This window comes from Pseudomonas machongensis, assembly GCF_034961125.1.
Classification (GTDB): domain Bacteria; phylum Pseudomonadota; class Gammaproteobacteria; order Pseudomonadales; family Pseudomonadaceae; genus Aquipseudomonas; species Aquipseudomonas machongensis.
In genome coordinates this window covers 261,968-286,719 of sequence record NZ_JAYFUI010000187.1, presented here as the reverse complement: position 1 = coordinate 286,719, position 24,752 = coordinate 261,968, and the positions used below count along the sequence as shown (strand labels likewise).

General features: G+C 66.2%; 18 protein-coding genes and 2 pseudogenes. 5 read left to right on the top strand and 15 right to left on the bottom strand.

The genetic code is table 11. The annotated features are described in order from the left end of the window. Positions 1-6 precede the first annotated feature (6 nt). On the bottom strand, positions 7-1,608 hold the full coding sequence (locus tag VA602_RS20100; protein WP_323454111.1) for an ABC transporter substrate-binding protein: 1,602 nt from the start codon (positions 1,606-1,608) through the stop codon (positions 7-9). A 162-nt stretch (positions 1,609-1,770) separates the two neighbouring features. Here VA602_RS20100 and VA602_RS20095 point away from each other — a divergent pair, with 162 nt between their 5' ends. Then, positions 1,771-2,211, top strand: a complete 441-nt coding sequence (locus VA602_RS20095; protein WP_063544552.1) for an RrF2 family transcriptional regulator — start codon at positions 1,771-1,773, stop codon at positions 2,209-2,211. Positions 2,212-2,262: 51 nt separating this feature from the next. Here VA602_RS20095 and VA602_RS20090 read toward each other — a convergent pair whose 3' ends face one another. From VA602_RS20090 to VA602_RS20045, 10 genes are all read right to left on the bottom strand, one after another. Further along, positions 2,263-3,456, bottom strand: coding sequence for a pyridoxal phosphate-dependent aminotransferase (locus VA602_RS20090; protein WP_323454110.1), 1,194 nt, complete (start codon positions 3,454-3,456; stop codon positions 2,263-2,265). 12 nt (positions 3,457-3,468) lie between these two features. Beyond that, on the bottom strand, positions 3,469-5,076 hold the full coding sequence (locus VA602_RS20085; RefSeq protein WP_323454109.1) for a 5-guanidino-2-oxopentanoate decarboxylase: 1,608 nt from the start codon (positions 5,074-5,076) through the stop codon (positions 3,469-3,471). 10 nt (positions 5,077-5,086) lie between these two features. Beyond that, entirely contained in the window at positions 5,087-7,186 is a 2,100-nt protein-coding gene (locus VA602_RS20080; RefSeq protein ID WP_323454108.1) for an acetate--CoA ligase family protein, read from the bottom strand. Positions 7,187-7,204: 18 nt separating this feature from the next. After that, the gene (locus VA602_RS20075) at positions 7,205-8,365 is read right to left on the bottom strand and encodes an acyl-CoA dehydrogenase family protein (protein WP_065863505.1); all 1,161 of its coding nucleotides are present in this window, start codon (positions 8,363-8,365) and stop codon (positions 7,205-7,207) included. A gap of 43 nt (positions 8,366-8,408) precedes the next feature. Continuing rightward, positions 8,409-9,191 carry an enoyl-CoA hydratase/isomerase family protein gene (locus VA602_RS20070; RefSeq protein WP_112898035.1) on the bottom strand — a complete coding sequence of 261 codons (783 nt, stop codon included), beginning with the start codon at positions 9,189-9,191 and terminating at the stop codon, positions 8,409-8,411. A 217-nt stretch (positions 9,192-9,408) separates the two neighbouring features. Further along, complete coding sequence (locus VA602_RS20065; protein WP_323454107.1) at positions 9,409-10,821, bottom strand: amino acid permease; 1,413 nt, start codon at positions 10,819-10,821, stop codon at positions 9,409-9,411. Between the two features lie 163 nt (positions 10,822-10,984). Then, complete coding sequence (locus VA602_RS20060; RefSeq protein WP_323454106.1) at positions 10,985-13,237, bottom strand: ATP-binding protein; 2,253 nt, start codon at positions 13,235-13,237, stop codon at positions 10,985-10,987. Further along, complete coding sequence (locus VA602_RS20055; RefSeq protein ID WP_323454105.1) at positions 13,234-14,007, bottom strand: substrate-binding periplasmic protein; 774 nt, start codon at positions 14,005-14,007, stop codon at positions 13,234-13,236. The genes VA602_RS20060 and VA602_RS20055 overlap by 4 nt, the downstream gene beginning before the upstream one ends. A gap of 4 nt (positions 14,008-14,011) precedes the next feature. After that, positions 14,012-14,728: a response regulator gene (locus VA602_RS20050; protein WP_323454104.1), complete on the bottom strand. Its 717-nt coding sequence runs from the start codon at positions 14,726-14,728 to the stop codon at positions 14,012-14,014. Positions 14,729-14,798: 70 nt separating this feature from the next. Continuing rightward, positions 14,799-15,443, bottom strand: coding sequence for a TetR family transcriptional regulator C-terminal domain-containing protein (locus tag VA602_RS20045; protein WP_063544536.1), 645 nt, complete (start codon positions 15,441-15,443; stop codon positions 14,799-14,801). A 97-nt stretch (positions 15,444-15,540) separates the two neighbouring features. Between VA602_RS20045 and VA602_RS20040 the strand changes: the two genes are divergently transcribed. The 4 genes from VA602_RS20040 (at position 15,541) to VA602_RS20025 (ending at position 20,382) form a co-directional block, all read left to right on the top strand. Then, a complete protein-coding gene (locus VA602_RS20040) occupies positions 15,541-16,281 on the top strand; it encodes an enoyl-CoA hydratase (RefSeq protein WP_323454103.1) in 741 nt (246 codons plus the stop codon). Between the two features lie 298 nt (positions 16,282-16,579). After that, the gene (locus tag VA602_RS20035) at positions 16,580-18,907 is read left to right on the top strand and encodes a bifunctional diguanylate cyclase/phosphodiesterase (RefSeq protein ID WP_323454102.1); all 2,328 of its coding nucleotides are present in this window, start codon (positions 16,580-16,582) and stop codon (positions 18,905-18,907) included. Next, positions 18,895-19,767, top strand: coding sequence for a phosphate/phosphite/phosphonate ABC transporter substrate-binding protein (locus tag VA602_RS20030; protein WP_323454101.1), 873 nt, complete (start codon positions 18,895-18,897; stop codon positions 19,765-19,767). The genes VA602_RS20035 and VA602_RS20030 overlap by 13 nt, the downstream gene beginning before the upstream one ends. 66 nt (positions 19,768-19,833) lie before the next feature. After that, positions 19,834-20,382 carry a lipocalin family protein gene (locus VA602_RS20025; protein WP_054894128.1) on the top strand — a complete coding sequence of 183 codons (549 nt, stop codon included), beginning with the start codon at positions 19,834-19,836 and terminating at the stop codon, positions 20,380-20,382. Between the two features lie 10 nt (positions 20,383-20,392). Here VA602_RS20025 and VA602_RS26860 read toward each other — a convergent pair. From VA602_RS26860 to VA602_RS20010, 4 genes and pseudogenes are all read right to left on the bottom strand, one after another. Continuing rightward, positions 20,393-20,827: pseudogene (locus tag VA602_RS26860) on the bottom strand (methyl-accepting chemotaxis protein); the annotation flags it as partial. 108 nt (positions 20,828-20,935) lie between these two features. After that, positions 20,936-21,628 (bottom strand): annotated as a pseudogene (locus VA602_RS26855) (PAS domain-containing protein); the annotation flags it as partial. Positions 21,629-22,321: 693 nt separating this feature from the next. Next, the gene (locus VA602_RS20015) at positions 22,322-23,461 is read right to left on the bottom strand and encodes a glycerate kinase (protein ID WP_323454099.1); all 1,140 of its coding nucleotides are present in this window, start codon (positions 23,459-23,461) and stop codon (positions 22,322-22,324) included. A gap of 120 nt (positions 23,462-23,581) precedes the next feature. After that, entirely contained in the window at positions 23,582-24,679 is a 1,098-nt protein-coding gene (locus VA602_RS20010) for a sugar diacid recognition domain-containing protein (RefSeq protein WP_054893964.1), read from the bottom strand. Positions 24,680-24,752: the final 73 nt, after the last annotated feature.

Sequence of the window (24,752 nt, the reverse complement as noted above, 5' to 3'; positions counted from 1 at the left end):
GGGGATTCAGGCCTGCCACCAGCGCTCGATCAGGCGCAGGCCGTCCAGCTCACCGTAAGGTGCGGTGACGCCGCCATGCATCACCCGCCGGGAGCGGGCCGCGACGGAGCTTGCGAACAACGGCACGATGGCGCCGCCGTCATCGCGACACAGCGCCTGCATTTCGTTGTACATCTCCTGGCGCAGCGGAGCGTTCATCTCGCCACGGGCGGCGTTGAGCAACTGGTTGAAGCGCGGGTTGTCCCAGTGCGTCTCGTTCCACGCCGCGCCCTTGGCGTAGCCGATGCTGAACATGCGGTCGGCGGTCAGGCTCGAGTACCAGAACGAGGTGGTGAACGGCTGCTTCATCCACACGTTGGTGAAGAAGCCGTCGGCCGGCTCGCGCACCACGTCGATGTCGATACCGGCCTTGCGCGCCTGCTCCTTGAACAGCACCGAGGCATCGACCGCGCCGGTGTAGGCGGCGTCGGAGGCCTGCAGGCGCACCTTGAGGCTGTCCATGCCGGCCTGCTTGAGGTAGAAGCGCGCCTTGTCGGCGTCGTACACCCGCTGCTCCAGGGCCGTGTTGATGAAGCGGCTGCCAGGCTGGATCGGGTGGTCGTTGCCGATCTGGCCATAACCGTAGAGCACCGAGGTGAGCAAGGCCTGGCGGTCGATGGCGTGCTTGAGCGCCAGGCGCACGTTGTTGTCCTGAAACTGCGCGGTGTCGCAGAGCATGGGGAAGGTGTAGTGCTGGGCGCCTTTGGTTTCCTCGATCACCAGTTGCGGGTTGCGCTTGAGCAGCGCCACGGTCTTGAGGTCGACCTTGTTGATCACATCTACCTGGCCTGTGACCAGGGCATTGACCCGCGCCGCGCCGTCGGCGATCGACAGCAACTCGGCCGTGGCGAAATGCGCCCTGCCCGGCTTCCAGTAATCGGGGCTGCGCACCAGGTCCATGCGCACACCCGGTTCGAAGTGCTTGAGACGATAGCCGCCGGTGCCGATGCCGGCCTGCCAGTCGGCGGCGCCGTCCTTGGCGGGCATGATCACCAGGTGGTAGTCGGCGACCACATAGGGGAAGTCGGCGTTGCCCGAGTGCAGCTCGAACACCACGGTGGCGGCGTCCTGCGCACGCACCACGGCAACATCGCCGAGGACGGTCTTGGCCGCCGAGGTGGATTTCTCGCCCAGGTGATGCTGGATCGAGGCGACCACATCGCCGGCATCGAGGCTCTTGCCGTCGTGGAAGGTCACGCCCTGGCGCAGGAAGAAGGTCCAGACCTTGGCATCGGGGCTGGACTCCCAGCGCTCGGCCAGTTCAGGAATGGCGGTGCCGTCGACGCTGATTTCGCTGAGGGTGTTGTAGACCGCCGAGAAGCCGACGAAGGTGAAGGTGTCGGCCCAGGTGCCGGGGTCACGCGAGTCAGTGGTGCTACCCCCGGCCAGCCCCATGCGCAGGGTGCCGCCAGCCTTGGGGGTGGCCTCCTCGGCCCAGCCCGGCATGGGCAGGCCGAGGGAGAAGGCACCGGCAAAGGTCGCCGCTGCCGCGCTGTACTTGAGGAACTCCCGACGTGGCAGGCCGCCGTCGGGCATCGCTTGAGTGATCTTGTTGTTCTTATCGCTCATGGCATTGCCCCTGTTGAACCGCTGAAAGAAGGATCGCAGGCATCGATGACCGAATATTTGTAATTGTCATCGTGACAAATACATTAGACTCATTGGCATGCCCCTGCCAAGATGGATTTTCACAGGGACACCGACTTTGCGATTCACCAGGGATTTTTACCGATGAGCCAATCGACCCGCCTGATCACCGCCTCGTACATCCTCTCGTTCGTGGCCGCCAACGCGCCGCAGAAACTGCGCACCGAGACCATCGCCAAGTGGGTCAAGGTGCACCCCACACGGGTGCGCAGCCTGGCTTCGCAGATGGTCAAGGCCAACATTCTCAAGTCCTGGCGCGGCGCCCAGGGCGGCCTCACCCTCGCCCGCCCGGCCAGCGAGATCACCCTGCGCGAGGTGTACGACGCAGTGCAGGAGAGCTCGCTGATCGCCGAGAAGATCGACAACCCGTTCTCGGGGATGGAGGATCACTGCAAGGTGTTCGAGGTGTTCACCCGGCTGTTCGCGATGCTGGAGGCGAACATGCGCCTGGATCTGGGGGCGATCACAGCGGATCAGTTGTTCGTTGCGTTCGATCGGCCGGTTGAGGGGGCTGTGGAAGGTTGATTGGCAGGACCGGCCTTTTCGCGGGCAAGCCCGCGAAAAAGGCGATCCGCCTCAACCTGTAACTACCCTGCCCTCCAGCACCTGCGAAGCACACTGGGCAATCCGCCGGCAAGCCTCGGTCAGGGCCTCGGCACCCAGCACCAGCCCCAGGCGAATATGCCCCGCCGCACTCGGCCCGAACGCCTCCCCCGCCAGTACCGATACGCCATGTTCCTCCAACAGCAGGCTGGAAAACGCCTGGGCGCTGAGGCCGGTCTGGCGGATATCGACCATCACGAACATCCCGCCATCAGGCTTGAGTGCCTTCACCCCCGGGCAATCGGCCAAGCGTTCGCAGACCAGGTCGCGCCGCTGTCGATAGGCCTCGCGCATCGCTTCGAGCTCCGGCAGGCGCTGCTCCAGCGCCACCACGGCGGCATCCTGGATGAAGTCCGGCGAGCCATACAGCATGCACAGCGCCAGGTTCTCCAGATGGCTGGCCAGCGCTGGCGAGCCGACCACCCAGCCAACCCGCCAGCCGGTCATGGCGTGGGACTTGGACAGGCTATTCAGGGTCGCGGTCCGGTCGGCCATGCCTGGCAGGCTGCCAGGGCTGATGTGCTCGCCTTCGTACAACAGCTCGCTGTACACCTCGTCGCTGATCAGCCACAGGTCATGGGCCACGCACAGTTCGGCCAGCGCCTTCCAGGTGCTGCGCGGCAGGCTGGCACCGGAGGGGTTGTGCGGGCTGTTCAGCGCCAGCGCGCGGGTACGCGGGGTGATGCGCGCGGCAACATCCTCGGCCTGCACGCGAAAGCCATGCTCGGGCTTGACCGGCACCGGCACCACCGTGGCGCCACAGGCGCCGAACACGGCCTCGTAGGTGACGTACATCGGTTCTGCGACAATCACCTCGTCACCCGGGTCGAGCACGCACTGGGCCACGCAGAACAACGCGCACTGGGCACCGGCCAGCACCGTCACCTGGTCGGCATCGACGGCTTGGCCGCTGCGCTGCTGGTGGCGCCGGGCGATGGCCTGGCGCAGGGCGAGCTTGCCGCGTACATCGGAGTAATGGGTGTGGCCGTCCTGCAGGCTGTCGATGGCGGCCTGGACGATCGGCGCCGGGGTATCGAAGTCCGGGTCGCCCACCGACAGCAGCAGGATGTCGCGGCCCTGAGCCTGCAGCTCAAGGGCACGGTAGTGAATCTCCCAGGCCGCAGCGCCGTCACCGGCGATGCGCTGGGTCAGCTTGGAAAAACGCATGAAAAGCCTCCATCAATGGGCGCAGGCATGCCTGAGTTCGATCAGGGTGACGCCGTTGCGCGCGAATCCGTTCCTGAGTTCCTGCTCCAGTTCATCGAGGCTGCCCGGCTGCGCCACGGCGCAACCGAAGGCGCGGCCCAGGCCGATGAAGTCGGGGTTGCGCGGCAGCACGCCGATGGGCTCAATATCCAGGCCCAGCATATCGTCGCGGATCTGCCCGAGCGCATCGTTGTTCCACAGCAATACCACCAGCGGCCGGTCCAGCTCCTCGACCGCCGTGGCCAGTTCCTGCGCGGTGTACAGGAAGCCGCCGTCACCCACCAGCACCAGGCCCGGACGCTCGCCACCGGCGAACATGCCGCCGATGCCCGCCGGTAGACCATAACCCAGGGTTCCGTACCCCGTGGGATGCAGCCAACTGCGCGGCGCCTTGCTGGGGAAGGCGTAGTTGCCGGTATAGGCCAACTGCGTCATGTCGGTACTGATGAAGGCATTGTCCGGCAATGCCCGGCCCACACGGTCGAGAATGCCTTGGTGCAGCCGCTGCAACGGACCATGCCCTGCCCTCACCGCCTCGCGCAGGCCGGCAACCGCCTGGATGACCGCCGTGGCGTCGCGGCGAACCTGTGGAAGATGCTCCAGCACCCCGGCCAGGGTGAGCCGCGCATCACCCTGCAATGCCAGCGCGCAAGGGTAGAAATCGTTGAACTTGCGCGGGTCGATATCGATACGGATCAGCTCGCCGTTGATCGGCAGGCGCTCGCGCCAGAAATCGGTGTCGGCCATCTCGGTCCCCACCGCCAGCACCACATCGGCCTCGGCGATCATCTGCCAGCCAGGCTCCACACACAGGCTAGCGCCGGCACTGAGCGGCGCCTCAGGCGGCAGCAGCCCCTTGCCTGCCACACTGGTGAACACCGGTGCCGCCAGGTGCTCGCTCAGCGCGGCCAGTTCAGCACCCGCCTGCAATGCCCCACCGCCAGCGATGATCATCGGGCGCGTGGCAGCGGCCAGCCTGGCCGCCACCTGATCCAGCACCGTGCGATCCGGCACGCTGCGACCAGGGCGGCGTACCACCTCGGCGCTCCAGTCACGCGCCACCGCTGCCGACAGCACATCCAGCGGCACCGAAATATGCACCGGCCGCGGTCGCTCGCTGTCGAACACCGCCCAGGCGCGGGCGATCAGCTCAGGCAGGTCTTCCGGGCTCAGGGCCAGCGCCGAGAAGGCGGTGATCGGCGCGGTCATCGCGCGTTGGTCCTGGGTCTCGTGCAGGCAACCCCAGCCCTTGCCCAGGCTGGCGCTGTGGTTGACGCTGGAAATCACCAGCAACGGAATCGAGTCGGCATGGGCCTGGCCGATGGCGGTGGCGGCATTGGTCACACCGGGGCCGGTGATGACGAAGCACACACCCGGCTTGCCACTGATGCGCGCATAGCCGTCGGCCATGAAGCCAGCGCCCTGTTCATGGCGGGTCAGCACATGGCGGATGCCACTGCCAGGCAGGCCGCGATACAGCTCCAGCGTGTGCACGCCGGGGATGCCGAACACGGTGTCGACGCCATAGTTGGCCAGCAATCGGACCAGGGCCTGGCCGCCGGTCAAGGGTTTGTCATGCATGTTCATCTCCTCAGGCCTGGCCCAGGCGGATCAGCGCATCGACCGCCGTGGTGGCGTTGGCGCCGACCATCAATGGGTTGACGTCCAGTTCCAGCAACTGGCTGGCGTTTTCGTAGGCGTAGTCGGCCACCGCGCGTATCGCGGCCACCAAGGCATCCAGATCGGCCGCCGGGCGCCCGCGGAAGCCCTGCAGCAATCCGGCGCTGCGCAGCCCGAGCAAGGCGGCGCGGATGGCGCCATCGGTGGTGGGCAGCAGCAGGCTGGTGCTGTCCTTGAGCAGCTCGACCAGCACCCCGCCCGCACCGATGACCAGTGCCAGGGCAAAGCCGTTCTCGCGCTTGATGCCGACGATCAGCTCGGCCAACGCGGGCTCGGCCATCGGTTCGAGCAGTACTCGATCGAACGGCACCTGCGGCGCATGGGCGTGGATACGTTCGCGCATCTGGTGCAGCGCTGCCTCGAGCGCCCGGCCATCACGCAGGTTCAGCGCCACCGCGCCGGCTTCGGTCTTGTGCGGCAACTGTGCGCTGACGGCCTTGAGCACCAACGGAAAGCCGACAGTGGCCGAATCGGCCAGCGCCGAACCAGGGGTGCTCAGCCGACCGTCCGGGACCGGCAAACCAAAGGGCCGCAGGGCCTGCTTGGACTGCCACTCGTCCAGCAAGCGCGCCTTGCCAGTCAGCGCCTGCGGACACAACGGCACCAGTGCGGACTCGCCCAATGCCAGCAGGCGCTGTCGATTGGCCTGGTACGCCACGATCCGGCTCCAGGCCGCCAGGCCATCTTCCACGCCCTGCAACGCCGCGATGCCGTGGGCATGCAGATGCTCACGGGCGCTGGCCGGCAGCAGCTCGGGGAAGGCCGAGGTGACGAAGCCGATCTTGCCGTGACGCGCCAGGGCCTGGCAGTACAGCGCCAGCAGCAGGTCGCACTCCTTGCGCTCGCCGGTGAACTCGGCCGGATAGTCGAGCACCAGCATCGCCGCATCGGCGTCGCTGCGCAGGGCGCTGTCGAGCATGCGCTGCAGCGCCTCGCCATCGCCCCAGATGGCCGTGGTGAAGTCCAACGGGTTGACCAGATTGGCGTAGCTGGGCAGCACCTGGGCCAGTTCATCGACCTGGCCCAGCTCGAGCTTGGGCAGGCTCAGTTGGTTGCGCTCGGCATAGTCGGCGATCAGCCCGGCATCACCGCCCGAGCAGGCCAGGGCAATCAGCCGCCCGCCTTGGGGCAACTGCCCGCAGGCGGCGGCCTTGAGCGTCTCGACGAAGCTTACCGGGCCGCTTACGCGGATCACGCCCAGGCGTTTGAACAAGGCGTCGTACAGCGCATCGGAGCCGGACAACGAGCTGGTGTGGCTGAGCGCAAGTTCGGCACCGATCTGCGACACGCCCGTCTTCAGCGCGATGATCGGCGTGCCGCGCTCCAGCGCCTTGTGTGCGGCGCGAGCGAAGCCGGGTACGTTCTTCAATCCTTCCAGGTGCAGGCCGATGGCGGTGACGCGTGGATCGTCCAGCAGCACGTCCATCAGCTCGGCCACGCCCAGTTGCGCCTGGTTGCCGACCGACGCCATGTAGGCCACAGGCAGCGAGCGGTCGCTCATCGACAGGTTGTAGGCGAAGTTGCCGCTCTGGGTGAGGATCGCCACGCCCTTCTCGACCGTCTTGCCACCATGGGCGACCGGCCACAGCGCGGCGCTGTGCAGGTAGTCGAGCAGGCCATAGCAGTTGGGCCCGAGCAGGGCCATGTTGCCGGCCGCCTGCAGCAGGCGCTGCTGCAAGGCCTCGCCCTCGGCGCCACTTTCGGCAAAGCCCGAGGCGTAGCAGATCGCCCCACCGGCACCGAGCGCGGCGAGTTGTTCGACGCAGCTCAGGGTCAGCTCGCGGTTGGTGGCGATGAACACGGCATCCGGGCCGCACGGCAGCTCGGCGACGCTGGCCACGCACGGGATGCCATCGATGCTGGGGTGCTGCGGGTTGACCAGCCACATCGGGCCCTGGAACCCGCCTTCGGCGCAGCGCTTGAGGGCGCGGGCCATGCTGCGGCCACCGACGAAGGCCAGGTGCTGCGGCGCCAGCAGACGCTTGAGGTTGTCACGAATCGACTGCGACATGAGTATTCTCCAGCCCGATCAGCGCAGCAGAGGGCGCAGCAGTTCGCGGGAAATGATATGCCGCTGGATCTCTGACGTGCCCTCCCAGATCCGCTCGATCCGCGCGTTGCGCCAGATGCGCTCCACCGGTCCCTCGTCCATCAGGCCCATGCCGCCAAAGATCTGTACCGCTTCATCGGCGACCTTGCCCAGCACTTCGCTGGCGAACAGCTTGGCCATGCCGGCCTCGCCATCGGTCATGCTGCCCTGGTCCATTTTCCAGGCGGTGTGCAGGGTCAGCAGCTCGGCCGCGCGGATCTGGGTGGCCATGTCGGCAAGCTTGAACGACACGCCCTGGTAACTGCCGATCGGTTGGCCGAACTGCTTGCGATCCGCCGACCACTGCAGCGACAGGTCCAGTGCACGCTGGGCCTGGCCGACGCAGTTGGCAGCGACCATCACCCGCCCGGCGGTGAGCCAGGCGTTGGCCACTTCCCAGCCCTTGCCGACCTCGCCCAGCACCTTGCTGGCGGGCACCTTGCAGTCGTCGAAGAACAGCTCATAGGTGTGGTAGCCGCGATTGCTCACGCACTTTGGTCCACGGCGGATGGTCATGCCGGGGGTGCCGCGATCGACCAGGAAAGCGGTCACGGCATTGCGCTTGCGGCCGTTGTGTTCGTAGGTGTCGGTAACGGCGAAGACGATGGCGAAGTCGGCGTGCCCGGCATGGCTGATGAAATGCTTGCTGCCATTGATCACGAAGTCGTCGCCCTGACGCACGGCGCGGGTCTTGATGGCGTTGGCATCGGAGCCGGCGCCAGGCTCGGTGAGGGCGAAGCAATCGATCTTCTCGCCCTGCACGCTGGGCAGCAGGTAATCGTTGATCTGCTCGTCCTTGCAGGCCATGAGAATTTTCGAAGGGCGTGCGACGAACACGTGCACGGCCCAGGACACCTTCGACAACTCACGTTCGATCAGCGCCTGGGACAGGTAATCAAGCCCGCCACCGCCGACTTCCTCGGGCATGTTGAAGGCATAGAAGCCTGCGGCGATGGCCTTGCCGCGAATCTGCGCGGCAAGCTCGGGCGACACCGCGTCGGCGCGGTCGACCTCTTCCTCGTGGGGCAGCAGCTCCTTGGCAACGAAACTGCGTACCGCTTCCACCAACATTTCTTGTTCTTGGGTCAGTTGGAAATTCATCTGGCATGGTCCTGGAGAAGGTACTGAGGGAGGTGCTGGAAGGTCATTTGCCGACGAAGCGCGCGGGCCTGCGCTCGACGGAGGCGCGCAGTGCCTCGGCACCGTCCTCGCTGCGCCCGCACAGCAGCCCGGCGGCCAGTTCTGCAGACAATTGCTCGGCCAGGGTGCGCTGGGCACCGTCGCGGATCAGGCGCTTGGTCTGGGCGAAGGCGAAAGTTGGGCCCTGGGCCAGGCGCGAGGAGAGTTCTGCGGTCACGGTCAGCAGTTGATCGTCGGCACAGACTTCGCCCACCAGGCCTGCGGCGAGCGCCCGTTCGGCGCCCCACAGCTCGTCGAGGAACAGCAGGCGCTTGGCCTGCTCGCTGCCGATCAACCGCGGCAGGTGCCAACTGGCGCCCGCGTCAGGGCTGTAGGCCATGCTGGTGTAGCCGGCCTTGAAGCGCGCCGAAGCGGCGGCGATGCGCAGGTCGCAGCACAGGGTCAGGTCCATGCCGGCGCCGACGGCGGTGCCGTTGATCGCGGCGAGGGTGGGTTTGTCGAGGGTGTGCAGGCGCTGCATCAAGGCATGGGCGGTTTCGGTCCAGCCGTAGCTTTCCAGGGCGCCGCGGGCTTCGGCCTCGGCCCATTCGGCCAGGTCGGCCCCGGCGCAGAAGCTGCGCCCACTGCCGGTCAGCACCACCACGCGCACGGCGGGGTCGGCATTGAAGTCTTCGAGCAGGCTGTGCAGGTGTTTGAGGGTGGGGATGTCCAGGGCATTGCGCTGGTCGGGGCGGTTGAGCGTGATCCAGGCGACACCGGCTTCGAGGGTGGTCAACAGGCTGGTCATGGGAAGCCTCGAGTTGTTGTGGTTGGGGTGGGCTTGGAGAAGATACTAAACGAGTGTTCAACAAGGCGGCAATTGGCGCATATGGGGCTGTTACAACTTCGAACAATCGGGGTTTGGGGGTGTTGCGGAGGGCCTCATCGCGGGACAAGCCCGCTCCTACAGAGATCGCATCTGTAGGAGCGGGCCGCGCGATAGGGCCAGTGGTTTCAGCGAAGATTCAAACCCCAGGCGCCGTCGGCACGAGGGTCTGCGAACGCTTGCGGTTCATCACGAAGTACGCCAGGTAGCACAGGGCAATGAAGCCAAAGCCCCAGTACAGCGACGGCCTCTGCGTTTCATCCAGCGCCAGGAACACGAACAGCGAGCTGCACAGGGTGATGCACAGCAGCGGGATCAGCGGGTACAACGGCGCGCGGTACTTGATGTCCTCGAGCTTGCCACCCTCGCGCAGGAAGGCACGGCGGAAGCGGTACTGCGCCAGGGCGATGACGATCCAGGTCACGGTCCCGGACATTCCGCTCACCGCCATCAGCACCATGAACAAGGTGTCGGCGGCAATGAAACTGGTCATCAGCGACACCAGGGCAAAGCACAGGGTGATGCTCAGCGCCCGCAGCGGCACGCCGCGCGAGCTCAGGGGCGACAGGGTTTTCGGGGCCATGCCGCTCTTGGACATGGCCCAGAGGATGCGCGTGGAGGCGTACAACCCCGAGTTGCCCACCGAGAGAATGGCGGTGAGAATCACGAAGTTCATCAGGTCGGCCGCGTACGGGATACCGACCATGTCGAACACCTGCACGAACGGGCTCTCCATCAGCCCCGCCTGCTGCCACGGCACGATGGCCGACAGCACCGCGATGGCCAGCACGTAGAAGATCAGTACGCGGAACACCACATTGCGCACCGCCCGCGGGATGCTCTTTTCCGGCTGGTCGGTCTCGCCCGCAGCCACCCCCATGATTTCGCAGCCCTGGAAGGCATAGACCACAGTCATCATCACTGCGAACACCGCAGGCAGCCCGTTGGGGAACAGCGAGTCGCCAACCAGATTGTCGAGCATCGGTGCCGGTGCGCCGCTGGTCAGCGGGATGGCGCCGAAGATGACCAGGATACCGACGATGATGAAGCCCAGGATCGCCGCGACCTTGATCCCCGAGAACCAGTACTCGGCCTCGCCGAAAGCCCGGGTGGCCAAGGCGTTGAGGCCGAACAGCACGGCAACGAACAGCGCCGACCAGTACCAGATCGGCACCTCGGGGAACCAGCGGGTCATCAGCATGCCGGCGGCGGTGAACTCCAGGCCCACGGTGGTGGCCCAGCTCATCCAGTACACCCAGCCAATCATGAAGCCCGTGGCCGGGCCGATGTATTTTGTCGCGTGGGCCTGGAACGAGCCCGAGACCGGCATCTGCACCGACAGCTCACCCAGGCAGACCATCACCAGGTACATCAGGAAGCCTGCCACCAGGTAGGCCAGGATCGCCCCCATCGGGCCACCCTGGTTGATGGTCACCCCCGAGCCCATGAACAGGCCGGTGCCGATCACACCGCCCAGCGACAGCATGAAGATGTGCCGGCTCTTGAGCGCGCGAGTGAGGTGGATGCCTTTGCGTTCGGAGGGCTCAGACATGACGCACCTCCAGCATGGCGTTGGGCTGAGCTTTGGGACCTTTCATTATTCTTATCTCCAATAAGCCTGACGGACCGCGAACCACGCGGTTGTCAGGGATTATTGGAAAGCGATGTAAGCGGACGTTGAAGCTTGGGATCGAAGATGTAAAAAGTCGTAAGAATTATGTACGAGCGCTCTGGATCAACTGTTCCAGCAGGATGAGCGCGGCATCCAGGGCGGTTCGCGTACTGTCTGCCAGCGCTTGCAGCGCCTGGCTGTCCAGAGCCACTGCTGCTTGCTCGACCTGCCTCAACGCCGTCGCCAACCCGCTCAGCCCCAACGAATCGCTGCTGCCCGCCAGGCGATGGGCCAAGTCTGCGGCCTGGGTGCAGTCCCCCAGGTGCAGGGCGTCGAGCAAAGCCCCGCGCTGCGCCTCGAGGCTCTGGCGCAGGGTCGCCAGCAGCCCCTGCACCTTCTGCTCGCCGAGCAACTGGCGATGGGTTTGCAGCAGGGCCAGATCCAGGGCGGCGTGTGCACCGGGCTCGAGCACCAGCGGCTCGGCCTGGGCCAGCGCACGGCGCAGTCGATCCAGGCGCAACGGTTTGGCCAGCACCCCCTGCATCCCGGCTTCCAGGTAGCCGCGTACCACGGCCGGTTGCACGCCCGCCGTCAGGGCCAGGATTCGCGTCTGCCGATTCGGCCCGGCGCCCGCGCGCAGTTGCCGGCACAACTCGACACCGCTCATGCCTGGCAGGTGGACATCCAGCAGCAGCAGGTCGAAGCGTCGTTGTGCGCAGACCGCCAGCGCCTGCGCCGCATCCTCGGCGAAGCTGACACGGTGCCCGTCACGCTCGAGCAAGCCGCCCGCCACCTCGCGGTTGAGCGCCACATCCTCGACCACCAGGATCTCGAGGGCAGGCGAAAGCCCCTGGCTGGCGGACTCGGCGGCAACGTCGTGGCCCGCGGGCAGCTCCACCTCGAACCAGAAGCAACTGCCCTGCCCTTCGCGGCTGTCCACGCCGATCCGACCGCCCAGGCGTTCGATCAGGTGCTTGCAGATTGCAAGCCCCAAGCCCGTGCCGCCGTAACGCCGAGCCACGGTTTCACTGGCCTGGGTGAAACGCTCGAAGATCCGCGCCTGCATTGCCGGGGCGATGCCGATGCCGTCATCGCTGACCTGCACCCGCAACCACTGCCCCTGCAGCACGCGCACCTCGAGGCTGACCCGGCCGCCTTCGGTGAACTTGATCGCATTGGCCAGCAGGTTGCTCAGCACTTGGCGCAGGTACTGCTCGGCGCCGAACTGATGGGGCGCCAGCCGGGCATCGATATGGCAGTCCAGCTCGGTGCCATTGGCGGTGGCGCGCGGCTCGAGCAGGGTCAGCACCTCGTTGCACAGCTGGCGCAGGGCAAAGTCCACAGGCTCCGGGTGGCTTTCACCTTCTTCCAGACGGGCGAAGAACAGCACCTCGTTGAGGATGCTCGACAGCCCTTCGCCGGCCTTGTACAGCGCCTCCAGACGCTTGCGGCCCAACGTGTCGAAGCTGCTGGTGCGCAGCAGTTCGGCCATGCCGAGAATGCCGTTGAGCGGAGTGCGCAACTCGTGGCTCATGGTCGCCAGGAAGCGCGACTTGGCCAGGTTCGCCGCCTCGGCTTCGTCCTTGGCTCGGGCCAGGCTTTCGGTGCGCCGCTCGACCATGGCCTGCAGTTCGTCACGCTTGTCCTGCAGGGCCAGGCGATCCTGCTCGCGGCGCTCGATATCGCTGAGGATCGCCTGGCGCATGTCGTCCAGGGCGTGGGCCACGGTGTCGATCTCATCGGCGCGTGGCGAACGCCGCTTGTCCAGGCGTAGCGGCTCCTGCCACTGGCCCGCCGCCACGCGCCGGGCAAACTCGGCCATCACCTGCAAGTGGCGGGTGACCAGGCGGTAGAACAGCCCGGACAGCGCCACCGCCAGCCCGCAGAGAAACACGCTCATCCATAGCAGGCTGGTCAGCCCGGTGGCGAACAGGCGCTGATGCACCGCGCCCAAGTCGATGCTTACCTCGAGTTCCCCCAAGTGCCTCGGCGGCCCGGAAGGCGGCTGGAAGTCCAGGGCGAACCGCTCGACGCGCAGTGGCCCGGCAGGTTCGGCCTGGCCTTGCAGCAACTGAAAGTCGCTGCTGTCCAGCCGCACCCGAGCCACATCGGAGAAGTCCACCAGCCCGCGCAACTGAACGTTGAGCTGCTCCTGGTCCAGGTCCCACAGGCTGCGCTCCAGGCTCGCCAGGTAACCGGCGCGGATCAGTTCCATGCGCGCGTCGATATCGCGCATTTCGCGGCGGTACTCGAAATACAGCTGCACCGCGCTGGCCAGCACGGTGAAGCACAGGCTGAACAGCAGGATGAACAGCAGCAGGCGGCGCAGCAGGCCGTCGGCGCGCAGACGAATCATCGCGCACCTGCCGGTTGCCCGATCATGTCGCGGTAGGTCACTTCGCTCTGATGCAGCCAGTTGTCGATTTCGCCGCGCTCGCTCATCTGCTGCAACTGCGCGTCGATCTCATCCGTGCGCTGGCTCAAGGGGCTATGGCGTGAAACGGCGACTCGCAGATAGTCGACACTCAGCGCCGCGGGCAGCGCCTGGATATCGCCTGCGCCAGGCAGGTGCTCGACGAACAACTCGCCAGTGCGCCGCTCCTGGATCACGAAGTCGATGCGCCCGCGAATCAACTTGCCGAAATTCTGCTGGCTGGACGACACCCATTCGATGTTCTGGTGGCGGGCAACGAAACGGTCGAAGGCCGGGCCGTAGCTTTCGCCGAACAGCAGCCCGCCGCGATAGCTGGCAAGATCGTCGAGCAGTTCGAAACGTACCGGTCGCTTGCGGTTGACGAATACCGCGACCTCCTCGCGCAGTACCGGCACTCGGGAGAAGCGCATGCCTTGATCACGTTGGTCGCTGCTGTAGGCCAGCACCACATCCACCCGCCCTTCGGCTGCATCCAGCAGGCAGCGCTTCCAGTTGCCCAGCACCACGATCTCGACCTCCAGCCCGAGCCGAGCGAACAACTCGCGCACCACGGTCGGCGCCAGGCCACGCACCTGCTTGCCATCGCTCCACGACACCGGCGGGTACACCGGGTAGTCGCAGTAACGCACCGGCGCTGCCGCCAGCGCCTGCACGCTCAGCAGCAACAGCCAGGCGAGGCCCAGGCCGCGCATGGCCTCAGGCCGCCACGCTGGCGGTGAACAGGTAGCCGGTGCCGTGGATGGTGATGATCAGTTGCGGCTCGGCCGGGTCGTCGTGCAACTTGCGCCGCAGACGGCCAACCAGCACGTCGATGGAACGGTCGTTGGGCACCCACTCGCGGTTGCGGATCTGGTCCATCAACTGGTCGCGGCTGAGGGTGTGGCCACTGTTGCGCAGGAACACGCTGAGCAGCTGGAACTCGCCATGGGTCAGCAGGGTTTCACCGCCCTGCGGGTCGATCAACCGGCGTCGGTCGCTATCCAGCGCCCAGTCGGCGAACTGCTTGAGGCAAGGGCTGGCGATGGCGCCAGGGCGGGTTGTCTGGGCGTGGCGCACGCGGCGGATCAGGTTCTTGGCCCGCGACACCAGCTCACGCGGGTTGAGCGGCTTGATCACATAGTCGTCGGCGCCGCATTCAAGACCGACAATGCGGTCGATATCATCGTTGCGGCCAGTGATCAGGATGATGCCGACCTCCGAGCGCACCCGCAGCTCGCGGGTCAGGGTCAGGCCGTCCTTGCCCGGCAGGCGGATGTCGAGCATGACCAGGTCCACCGACTGGCTGGCCAGGTAGCGCTCGGCCTCTTCGGCGGTGTCGGCGCAGCGTACGTCGTAGCCTTCCCGCGCGAGATAGGCCTGCAACAGGTCACGAATGAGCGGATCGTCGTCGACGACCAGTACCCGAGGTGTCATTGCGTGTGGTCTCTTCTTTGATGTTGTTCTGAAACCCGCGCCAGCAGCCTACCCGGTACTGAACGACCGATCAACAGCCTCCCGGCAGGCTGAAGCGCCGACGCCCGCCGGCCTGCAGGCCATCGACCCAGGCCTCGCAGATCTGCACGCCCTGTTCCGGGGTGAAGGTATTGGGATTGAGCCCCGATTCGAGCCACAGCCCATCGAGCAAGGCGCTCAGGCTGATCGCGGCGAGGTCCGCGTCGAAGGCCTGCCAGCCCTCCTCGCCGGCCAGCGCCGCCAGCAGTGCGGCCAGTTCGTTGCGGTATTCGGAGTAGGAGTGGTCGTGCGCCTGATTGATCGCCTCGGCGGTTTTCACCGCGCCCCAGAAGGCCAGCCAGGCGTCGAGCAACTGCGGGTCGAGCAACTCGGCGCAGAACGATCCGCGAAAGAACGCCGACAGGCGCTCGCGGGCATTGGGTGCGGCCTGCGCCATGGCCTCGCGCAGCAGGCCCATGACCCGCCCGGTCACAGCGCGGTAGGCCTCGGCGACCAGTTCGTCCTTGCCCGAATAATGGTGACTGATCAGCCCTACCGACACCCCTGCCTCGGCGGAGATCTTGCGGATCGACGCGCCCTGGAAGCCATCGCGCTTGAGACAGGCCAGGGTCGCCTGGACCAGGATGGCCTTGCGTTCTTCGGGCGCCATGCGGTTGTAGCGGGCTTCCTGGGTCATGCAGATTCTCGTCGCGGCGGGTTGGACTGAACGACTGTACAACAAGGCGCAGCGCGTGATAAACCCTGTGCTCCGGCCAATAACAAGAATCCCAGCCATGCCCGACCTGATCACCTGCAGCCTCGACCAGGGTTTACTGACCCTGACCTTCAACCGTCCCGACAAGCTCAACGCGCTCAACAGCGCGATGTACAGCGCGCTGGACCGCCATCTGCGGGCGGCCAGCGAAGACCCGGCCGTCGAGGTGATACTGCTGACCGGCGGCACGGCGTGCTTCAGCGCCGGCAATGACCTGCGCGACTTTCTCGACACCCCCCCACGTGATCTGGACAGCCCGGTGTTTCGCATGATGCGCACCGTGCTGACACTGGACAAGCCGCTGCTCGCCGCCGTCAACGGCCCCGCCATCGGCATCGGCTGCACCCTGTTGGTGCACTGCGACCAGGTGCTGGTCAGTCGCTCGGCGAAACTGCGCATGCCATTCGCGCCCTTGGGCGTGTGCCCGGAATTCGGCTCGAGCCTGCTGCTGCCACGCCTGCTCGGACATCAGCGGGCGGCGCGACTGCTGCTGGCCAACGAGTTGCTCAGCGGCGAACAGGCACTGGCCTGGGGCCTGGCCAATGAGTTGCATGACGACGGCGAACAGTGCCTGGCGGCCGCGGTAGCGCTTGCCCGACGCTTGCAGGCCATGCCGCAGCAGGCCCTGCGCATCAGCAAACGCCTGCTCAAGGATGGGCAGCGACGGGAGCTGGAAGAGACCGTTCGGCGCGAGGGCGAACTGTTTATTCAGTGCCTGGCCAGCGATGAGGCCCGGGCGGCGTTGCAGGCGTTGGTGTAGGAGCGGGCTTGCCCGCGAAAAGGACACCGCGCTGCCCGGCACGGGCTCCGCCCGTGTTCGCGGGACAAGTCGCAGCGGCGAACCGCCGCTCCCACAGGGATTGGGCTGGCTTCTAGATTTTGAGCAAGACAGTTGCTCCCACAGGGACTTGCGCTGGCCTTTAGATTTTGAACAAGACGCTTGCTCCTGCACACAGAGGAGCAGCCTGCGGCGGATAGAAGCATTTCGCCACTAGTCATTCCTTTGTCATCTTGCTGTCTTATTTTTGCTGCACCACAGGGCTCGGGAACAACACAACGTGAACCGCCGCTCCCCCTCGCCTGCAGGCTTGTTGCCCCTGCTGCTGCTGATGCTGTGCACCGTCACCCTGGCCTTTCTCTGGGGGCTGCATTTCACGCAAAAGGCCGCCGCCCGTCATGATGCCCTGGCGGCCAAGGCCGCCGAGCACCTGAACCTGGCCAGCATCGTCGGCGAAAGCCTGCGCCAACTGGTCGATCGGGCCCAGGCCGTAGGGCGTGTCACTCAGGATGACCTGCTCAGCATGCGCCAGGGCAACCTCAGCCTGGCGCGGCTGTTGGCCGAAGACCCCGTGTTCAAGCGCATGAGCCTGTACGACCAGCAGGGTAGGCTGGTCTCTGCCAGCCCTATCGACGAAGTCCAGCAACTGCCGCAAGACTGGCTCAAGCAGCTCAAGCAACATGTCGCGCGCCATGGTTTCAAGCCCTTCATGCCCCAGATCGCCCCCGACAACGCCCCCAACGCCTTGCCAAAATGGCGCCTGCCCTTCCTGCTGCCGCTGACCGACCCGAGCGGCCGCGAGATCGACAACATCCTCGTGGTACAGCTGGACATCGGCTACCTGGCGGTACTCTTCCAGCACATCGACCTGGGTCACAGCGGCCTGATGCGCCTGCTCCAGGCGGACGGCCAGGAGCGCGTACGCATCGACAGCAGCGGCGTGGTGGTGGCCGCCGAGTCGCTGGAGCCGGAACTGCCCAGCGGCAACAGCGACGCGGGGCAGTTCACCCAGTACACCTACGCCAGCACCTACCAGAGCCTGTACCGCCGGGTCGCCGACCGCGGCTTCAGCGTGGTGGTCAGCCAGCGTCATGACGAGATTCTCGCGCCCACCACCCTCGCCTACGACCGCCAGTTCTGGCTGAACCTGTGCATGACCTTGCTGATCCTCGGCGGCCTGTTCTGGAGCCTGCGCCTGCTGCGCAAGCGTCAGGAAGCCTTCAGCGAGCTGGAGCAGACGCAACAGGTCAACCAGCAGTTGATCGGGCGCCTGGAGGATGAACATCGACGCAGCAGCCACGCCGCCGCCACCGACCACCTCAGCGGCCTGCACAACCGCCGCCAGTTCGTCGAAGTCGCCGCCCAGGCCCTCGCGCGCCAGCGCGCCCGGCGTCGCCTGACGGCGATCCTGTTCATCGACATGGACCGTTTCAAGTCGATCAACGATTCACTCGGTCACAAGATCGGCGACCTGTTGCTGCAAGCCGTCGCCGGGCGCATCCAGCGCATGCTCGAACCCGAAGACGAAGCCTCGCGCTTCGGCGGCGATGAATTCGTGGTGTTGCTGGCCGGCAACCGCAGCGAGGAACAGATCGACGCCTGGGTCCGCGCGCTGGTGGTCAAGCTGTCCGCGACCTACGCCCTGGACGGCAAGGAAGTCAACACCAGCCCCAGTGTCGGGGTGAGCATCGCCCCGCGCGATGACCAGGAAATCGACAGCCTGATCCGCTGTGCGGACGCGGCGATGTACTCGGCCAAGCAGGCTGGGCGTGCGCAGTACCGCTTCTTCGACCCTTCGCTGAACCTGCCCGACATCCAGGCCTTCACCCTCGAACAGGCCTTCGGCAGCGCCCTGGCCGAGCACCAGTTCGTGCTTCACTTCCAGCCGCAGATTCGTCTCGACACTCTGCAGGTACTGGGCTACGAGGCACTGGTGCGCTGGGAGCATCCGGAGTTCGGCTTGCTCTACCCGGACCGTTTCATCGGCATGGCCGAGCGCAGCGGCTTCATCGTCGAGCTGGGCTGGGAGGTGCTGCGCCTGGCCTGCGAGGCGTTGGCGAGCTGGCAGGCCCAGGGCCGTGATACGCGCCTGGCGGTGAATGTCTCGGCGCTGCAACTGCGCCAGGCCGACTTCAGCGAGCGCTTGCTTGAAACCCTGGCGCAGCATGCCATCGAAACTCGGCAACTGGAGCTGGAGATCACCGAAACCACCGTGCTCGACCCCGAAGGCACGGCCCTCGAGCACCTGCACCGGCTGCGCGCCGCCGGTATCGGCATCAGCCTCGACGACTTCGGTCGTGGCTATGCGGGCTTCGCCCACCTGCAGGCGCTGCCGCTGTCGAAGCTGAAGATCGACCGCGCCCTGATCGCGCCGCTGTGCAACAGCCATGATGACAGCCCCATCGTCTCCTCGACCATCATCCTGGCCAAGCGCCTGGGCCTGGAGGTGGTGGCCGAGGGCGTGGAGACCCGCGAGCAGTTGGTGTGCCTGAAGCTTGCCGGTTGCGACATTGCCCAGGGCTATCACTTCAGCCGTCCGCTGTCGCCGGCACAACTGCGCGACTACCCGCCCTTCAATGCCCTCGAGGAGAAATCATGCGTGCATTGAAGGCACTTACGCTGCTGGCCCTGATGCTGCCAGCGCTCGGCGCGCTGGCCGACTGTGCGCCCCGCAGCCTGCGCCTGGCGGTGATCCCGCTCAAGGGCGCCGAGGCGATGCTGCGCGAAAACCAGCCACTGTTGCAGCGCCTGAGCGAGGCCACGGGCGTGCCGGTGGAGCTGGTGGTCGCGCCCTCCTACGAGGGCGTGGTGGATGCCATCGTCTCCGGCGGCGCCGACATCGCCCGGCTGGGGCCGGCCTCCTATGTACTGGCGCACCGTCGCGACCCGCAGGTCGAGGCCTTCGCCACCTTCACCCTGAGCGCCGGGCCCTATACCCCGGCCGGCAACCACTACCAGGCATTACTGCTCACCCGCAGCCCGGGGCCTGCGGACCTGACGGCACTGCGCGGCAAGCGCGTGGCACTGAGCGACCCGGCCAGCACCTCCGGCAGCCTGGTACCGAGCGTCGAGTTCGCAGCGCAGGTGACCACGCCCTTGCAGCGCTACTTCGGTGCGCTGGTGTACGCCGGCACCCATGACAAGGCGCTGCAGGCCCTGCTGGAAGGGCGCGTCGATGCCGCCTTCGTCGCCAGCGAGCGCGCCGACGCCTACCTTGCCAGCCACGCCATCGACCCCGCCAGGCTCCAGGTGCTGTGGCGTTCAGCGCCGATCTACTACGACCCCTACGTGTTCCGCGCCAACCTGTGCCCGGCGCTCAAGGCCCGCATTCGCCAGGCCATGCTCGACGACCCCGAAGCCCTCGCCGCCTTCGCCCACTCCCAGGACGCCAGCGGCCTGGTTGCGGTCAGCCATGCCGAGTATGCCGCGCTTGAGCGGATGATGGACGCCGCGCTGGAGCCACGCTGAAAGATTCAACTTTCGCCAGTGTCCGGCGTCCAAGCAATGACACCACAGTCATTGCGGAGGTTCTTCATGGCGATTCGCGCCACCTTGCTGGTTTCCTGCCTGGCCCTGGCGCTGGGCGGTTGCGTCGGCTCCTCGGCGGACAAGCCGCCACCCAAGACCATGCCGGTCAATCTCGAGCAGTACCAGGGCAAATGGTACGAACTGGCACGCCTGCCGATGTTCTTCCAACGTGACTGCGTGCAGTCCGAGGCCAATTACCAGCTACGCGAAGATGGCCAGGTCGATGTCACCAACCGCTGCCGAGACGAAGACGGCGAGTGGCAGGAGGCGACCGGCATTGCTCAACTGCAGCAACCCGGCCAGACCGACAAGCTGTGGGTGAGGTTCGACAACTGGTTCAGCAAACTGGCGCCGGACACCGCCAAGGGCGAATACTGGGTGCTGTACCACGATCCGGACTACCGCGTGGCCGTGGTTGGCCATCCGAACCGCGAGTACCTGTGGCTGCTGTCGCGCACGCCTACGGTGAGCGAACGCACGCGCAACCAGTTGCTCGAAGTGGCCCGCCAGCGCGGCTACGATACTCGCGAGCTGATCTGGCGCCAGCCCGACTGATATCTGCGGCTCAGCGCAGGTCCTGGGTCACCTGCCCGACCGCCTGCACCACGCGGCGTGCGCCTTCCTGAATATCGGTGATGGCGCTGCCCGCCTGGCCTGCCAGGGTCAGCCCGACCCCCGCCTGCTCGCGGCTGTGTTCGATCTCCACCACCGCTTGATCGGCCAATTGCTGGTTACGCGCCACCACCGCGACGATCTCTTCGGTCGCCGCGCTGGTGCGCGCTGCAAGCTGGCGCACCTCATCGGCGACCACGGCAAACCCGCGCCCCTGCTCGCCCGCACGGGCCGCTTCGATGGCAGCGTTGAGCGCCAGCAAGTTGGTCTGCGAGGCGATGCTGCCGATGGTCTGCACGATCGAGCTGATGACCAGCGACTGCTTGCCCAGGGCCTCGATGGTGGTCGATGTGCTGTGCATCTGATCGGCCACCGCCTGCATCGTCTGCACCGCTTCCTGCACCACGCTCGCCCCCTCGCGGGCACTGATGTCGGTGTTGCGCGACACCTCCAGCGCCATTTGCGCAGCGCGGCGGATATCGTCCTCCTTGCGCACCTGGTCGGTGATCACCGAGGCGAACTTGATCACCCGGCTGATCTTGCCCTCGGCGTCGTAGACCGGGTTGTAGCTGGCCTCCAGCCAGACTTCCTGCCCCCGGCTGTCCAATCGGCGGAAGCGCCCGGCGACATAGCGCCCGCTGTTGAGGGTCTTCCAGAACTCCTGGTAGGCGGGACCTGCAGCCTCTTCCTTCGGGCAAAACAGGCGATGGTGCTGGCCGACCAGTTGCGTGAGCGAATAGCCCATGGCGCCGAGGAACTGTTCGTTGGCCGTGAGGATATTGCCTACCAGGTCGAACTGGATCACCGCAGTGGAGCGCAAGAGCGCCTCGACGAATGCACCGTTCTCACGGCTCTTGTCGATCTGTGCCGTGACCTCGCTGCCGTAGCCCTGTACGTAATCCAGACGGCCATCGTCGCCGCGCACCGGTAGCCAGGTCAGGTGCAGCCAGATCAACCGGCCTTCGCGGGTGAGGAAGCGGTAATCGTCACGAATCGGCTCGAAGCGTGACAGCGCCTCGTTGAAGCGCCGATAGCACGGCAGAGCGGTCACGTAACCCGGCACCACATCAGCCAGGGCCTGGCCGATCAAGGCGCCATGCGGATGCCCCAGCGCAGCCGAACAGGCTTCGTTACAGGCGCTAATCCGGCGCTCGGCGTCCAGGCGCAGGGCCAGGTTGCCTCGTTCCATTGGGTCGAGCAGCGCGCGCAGGCGTTTGACCTCGGCTTCGCTTGCCGCGAGCCGAGCTTTGATTTTGCGATCGAACATGGGACACCTTGCAAACAGTTGTGTGGTAGAGCACGCACGCATCCTGCAAGCCAGCTTCCCTGGTGGCCGTCAGGCCCCGACTTCCGGGGGCCCGTCACTTTCAAAGGAGAATGTGATGCAGCATCTCAGGAAAGACCGAGCGCCGCTATCAAAGTGCTATTAGCCGTTACAAAATAACGTTTTGATCCGATGAACGGTCGTGCGCTATTGGGGGGATGGGGAGCTAGAGGAGGTTGGCTGGAAGGGGGGTTGGGGCTGGAAGGTGCTCGCCGGGAGATTTTTAATGGCCATGAGATCGAGCGCCGCCCGCGCGGCGCTTCGCGGGCAAGTCGGAGCGCCGAACCGCCGCCCCTACAGTTTGTTTCGGGCCAATGAATCCTGTGGCATCTTCGCGCGACCCCTTTGGCGCACGACGCGGTACCGAGTCGTACACACCAGGCGGTCGCGCGCCTGTGGCGCAGGCATAACTGGCCGGAAACAAATGTGGGGGCGGCGGTTCGGCGCTCCGACTTGCCCGCGAAGCGCCGCGCGGGCGGCGCTCGATCTCATGAGCACTAAAAATCTCTCGGCGAGCACCTGCCAGCCCCCACACAAAACCCTTGAAAAAGATGTCTCCTACACCCCCCGCGCCAACTGCCACAACCGTGCGATATCCCCCGCCCGCCCCTCAAGCAGCGCCCCAGCCTCGGCACAAGCGCGCTCAAGCGTCATCGGCCCGCTGGTCACGGCGAACGCGGCATCGATGCCATGGGCATACAACGCCTCGTAGCCCTCCCCCAAGGTCCCGGCAATCACCACCACCGGCACACCGTGACGCTTGGCCACGCGGGCCACGCCCATCGGGGTCTTGCCGCGCAGGGTCTGGGCATCGAAACGGCCTTCGCCGGTGATCACCAGGTCCGCGCCCTGCACCAGCCCGTCCAACCCGGCGAGCTCCGCCACCACTTCGACCCCAGGACGAAAACGCGCGCCCATGAAGGCCTTGGCCGCAAAGCCCATGCCGCCCGCCGCACCGCAACCGGGCGATTCACGCAGGTCTTCACCCAGCAACTGCGCGCAATGATCAGCGAAATGCCCCAGTGCCTGGTCCAGCTGCAATACCTGCTCGGGCGTTGCGCCCTTCTGCGGGCCGAAGATCGCCGAGGCACCATTGACCCCGCACAAGGGGTTGTCGACATCCGCCGCCACCTCGAACTGCACCTCGGCCAGGCGCGGATCGAGGTCGCTGGCGTCGATGCGTGCCAGTTGCGCCAGGGCCAGGCCGCCCTCGGCCAGTGCCTGGCCTTCGCGGTCCAGCAAGCGCAGGCCCAAGGCCCGCAGCATGCCGCTGCCAGCGTCGTTGGTGGCGCTGCCGCCGATGGCCAGCACGATGCGCTGCGCACCTGCCGCCAGGGCTGCGGCAATCAGATCGCCGGTGCCCCAGGTACTGCTGCGACAGGCATCGCGCTGTGCGCTGGGCAGCAACTGGATGCCACTGGCCTGGGCCATCTCGATCACCGCGGTGCGGCTTTGCGCCAACCAGCCCCAGCTCGCCTCCACTGGCGCCCCCAGCGGCCCGCGCACCACCTGGCGGCGCTGCTCGCCCTCGGTGGCCGCGACGATCGCCTCCATGGTGCCCTCACCGCCATCGGCCATCGGGCACTCGATTCGCTCCGCCTCGGGCCAGACCTTGGCCAGCCCGGCGCTGATCGCCCGGGCGACACCGGCGGCATCGAGGCTGTCCTTGAACGAATCGGGGGCGATGACGACTTTCATGGGGAATCTCCTGGTCCTGTTAGCCCGCATGCTGACAGCTGCGTGCCAGAGCGGCCTCGGTCGGATGCACAAAACACCCGGCTGGTTGTTTGGGCAAATGCCACTGCCCGGATCCGGGATTCACTCGGCGGGTAGCAGTTGCAAGCCCAGGTACAGGCTCAGCATCCCTTCCAGACGCAGCGGATCCACCTCGCCCAGTTCAGCGATTCGCTCCAGTCGATAACGCAGGCTGTTGCGATGGATCCCCAAGGCATCGGCGCATGCCTGGCTCTGTCCGTCATGGGCGCACCAGGCACGCAAGGTGGCGAGCAATTGGCCGCTGGCATCCTTGGCGCGGATGCGTTGCAGCGGTTCGAGCAACTCGTCCAGGGCATCATCGTTGCGGTGGCGCCAGAGCAACGCCGGCAAGCGATAGCGCGACAAACTCAGCACGCGCTCGCCGGGCACTACCTCGCGGCCATACGCCAACAGGTCGCGGACCCGACGGTAACCTCGTCGCAGTTGTTCCAGGCTCTGCGCCACACTGCCCAGGGCCAGGCGCTGGACCTGCCAGCCATGGCGCTGCAAGCGTTCGATCAGACGCACCTCGTCCAGCGCCACGCTTGCCGGACGACACCAGAGCAACGATTGACGCGCCGGGCTTACGCACCAGCTGTCGGGGTAGCGGCTGGTCAGCCAGGCCGACAGCGCTTCGCCCGGTGGCCCAGCCTCCAGTTCGAACAGGCAAGGCACCCTAGGCAGTTGCGGCTTGAGCCCCAGTTGCCGGGCTTCGTCCACCAGCCGGGGGGACTCGCCACTGCCACCGAGCAGCAGCGCCAGCAGATCGTCGCAGCGCTGCCGGCGCCACTGTTGCTCGATCTGCAGGTGACGCTGGGCCAGGAGCATCTCGGCGGTCATGCGCACCAGCTCGCCGTAGGTGCGCAGTTGCTGCGGATCGCCGGTCAGGCCGAGCACGCCGATCAATCGGTCGTCGAGCATCAACGGCAGGTTCACCCCTGGCTGCACGCCCTTGAGACATTTGGCCGCCTCGCTGTCGAGTTCGACGATGCGCCCATTGGCCAGGACCAGTTGCGCGCCCTCATGGCGGGTATTGATGCGCTCTGGCTCGCCGCTGCCCAGGATCAGGCCCTGGCTGTCCATGACGTTGACGTTGCACGGCAGGATCGCCATCGCCCGGTCGACGATATCCTGGGCCAGGTCGTGGTCAAGCTCGAACATGTGGGTTCCTTGCAGTGACAGACTTTGTTCCGCAGCACAGCCGTGCGTGCCCTACGCTGTGCAAAAGCACAAA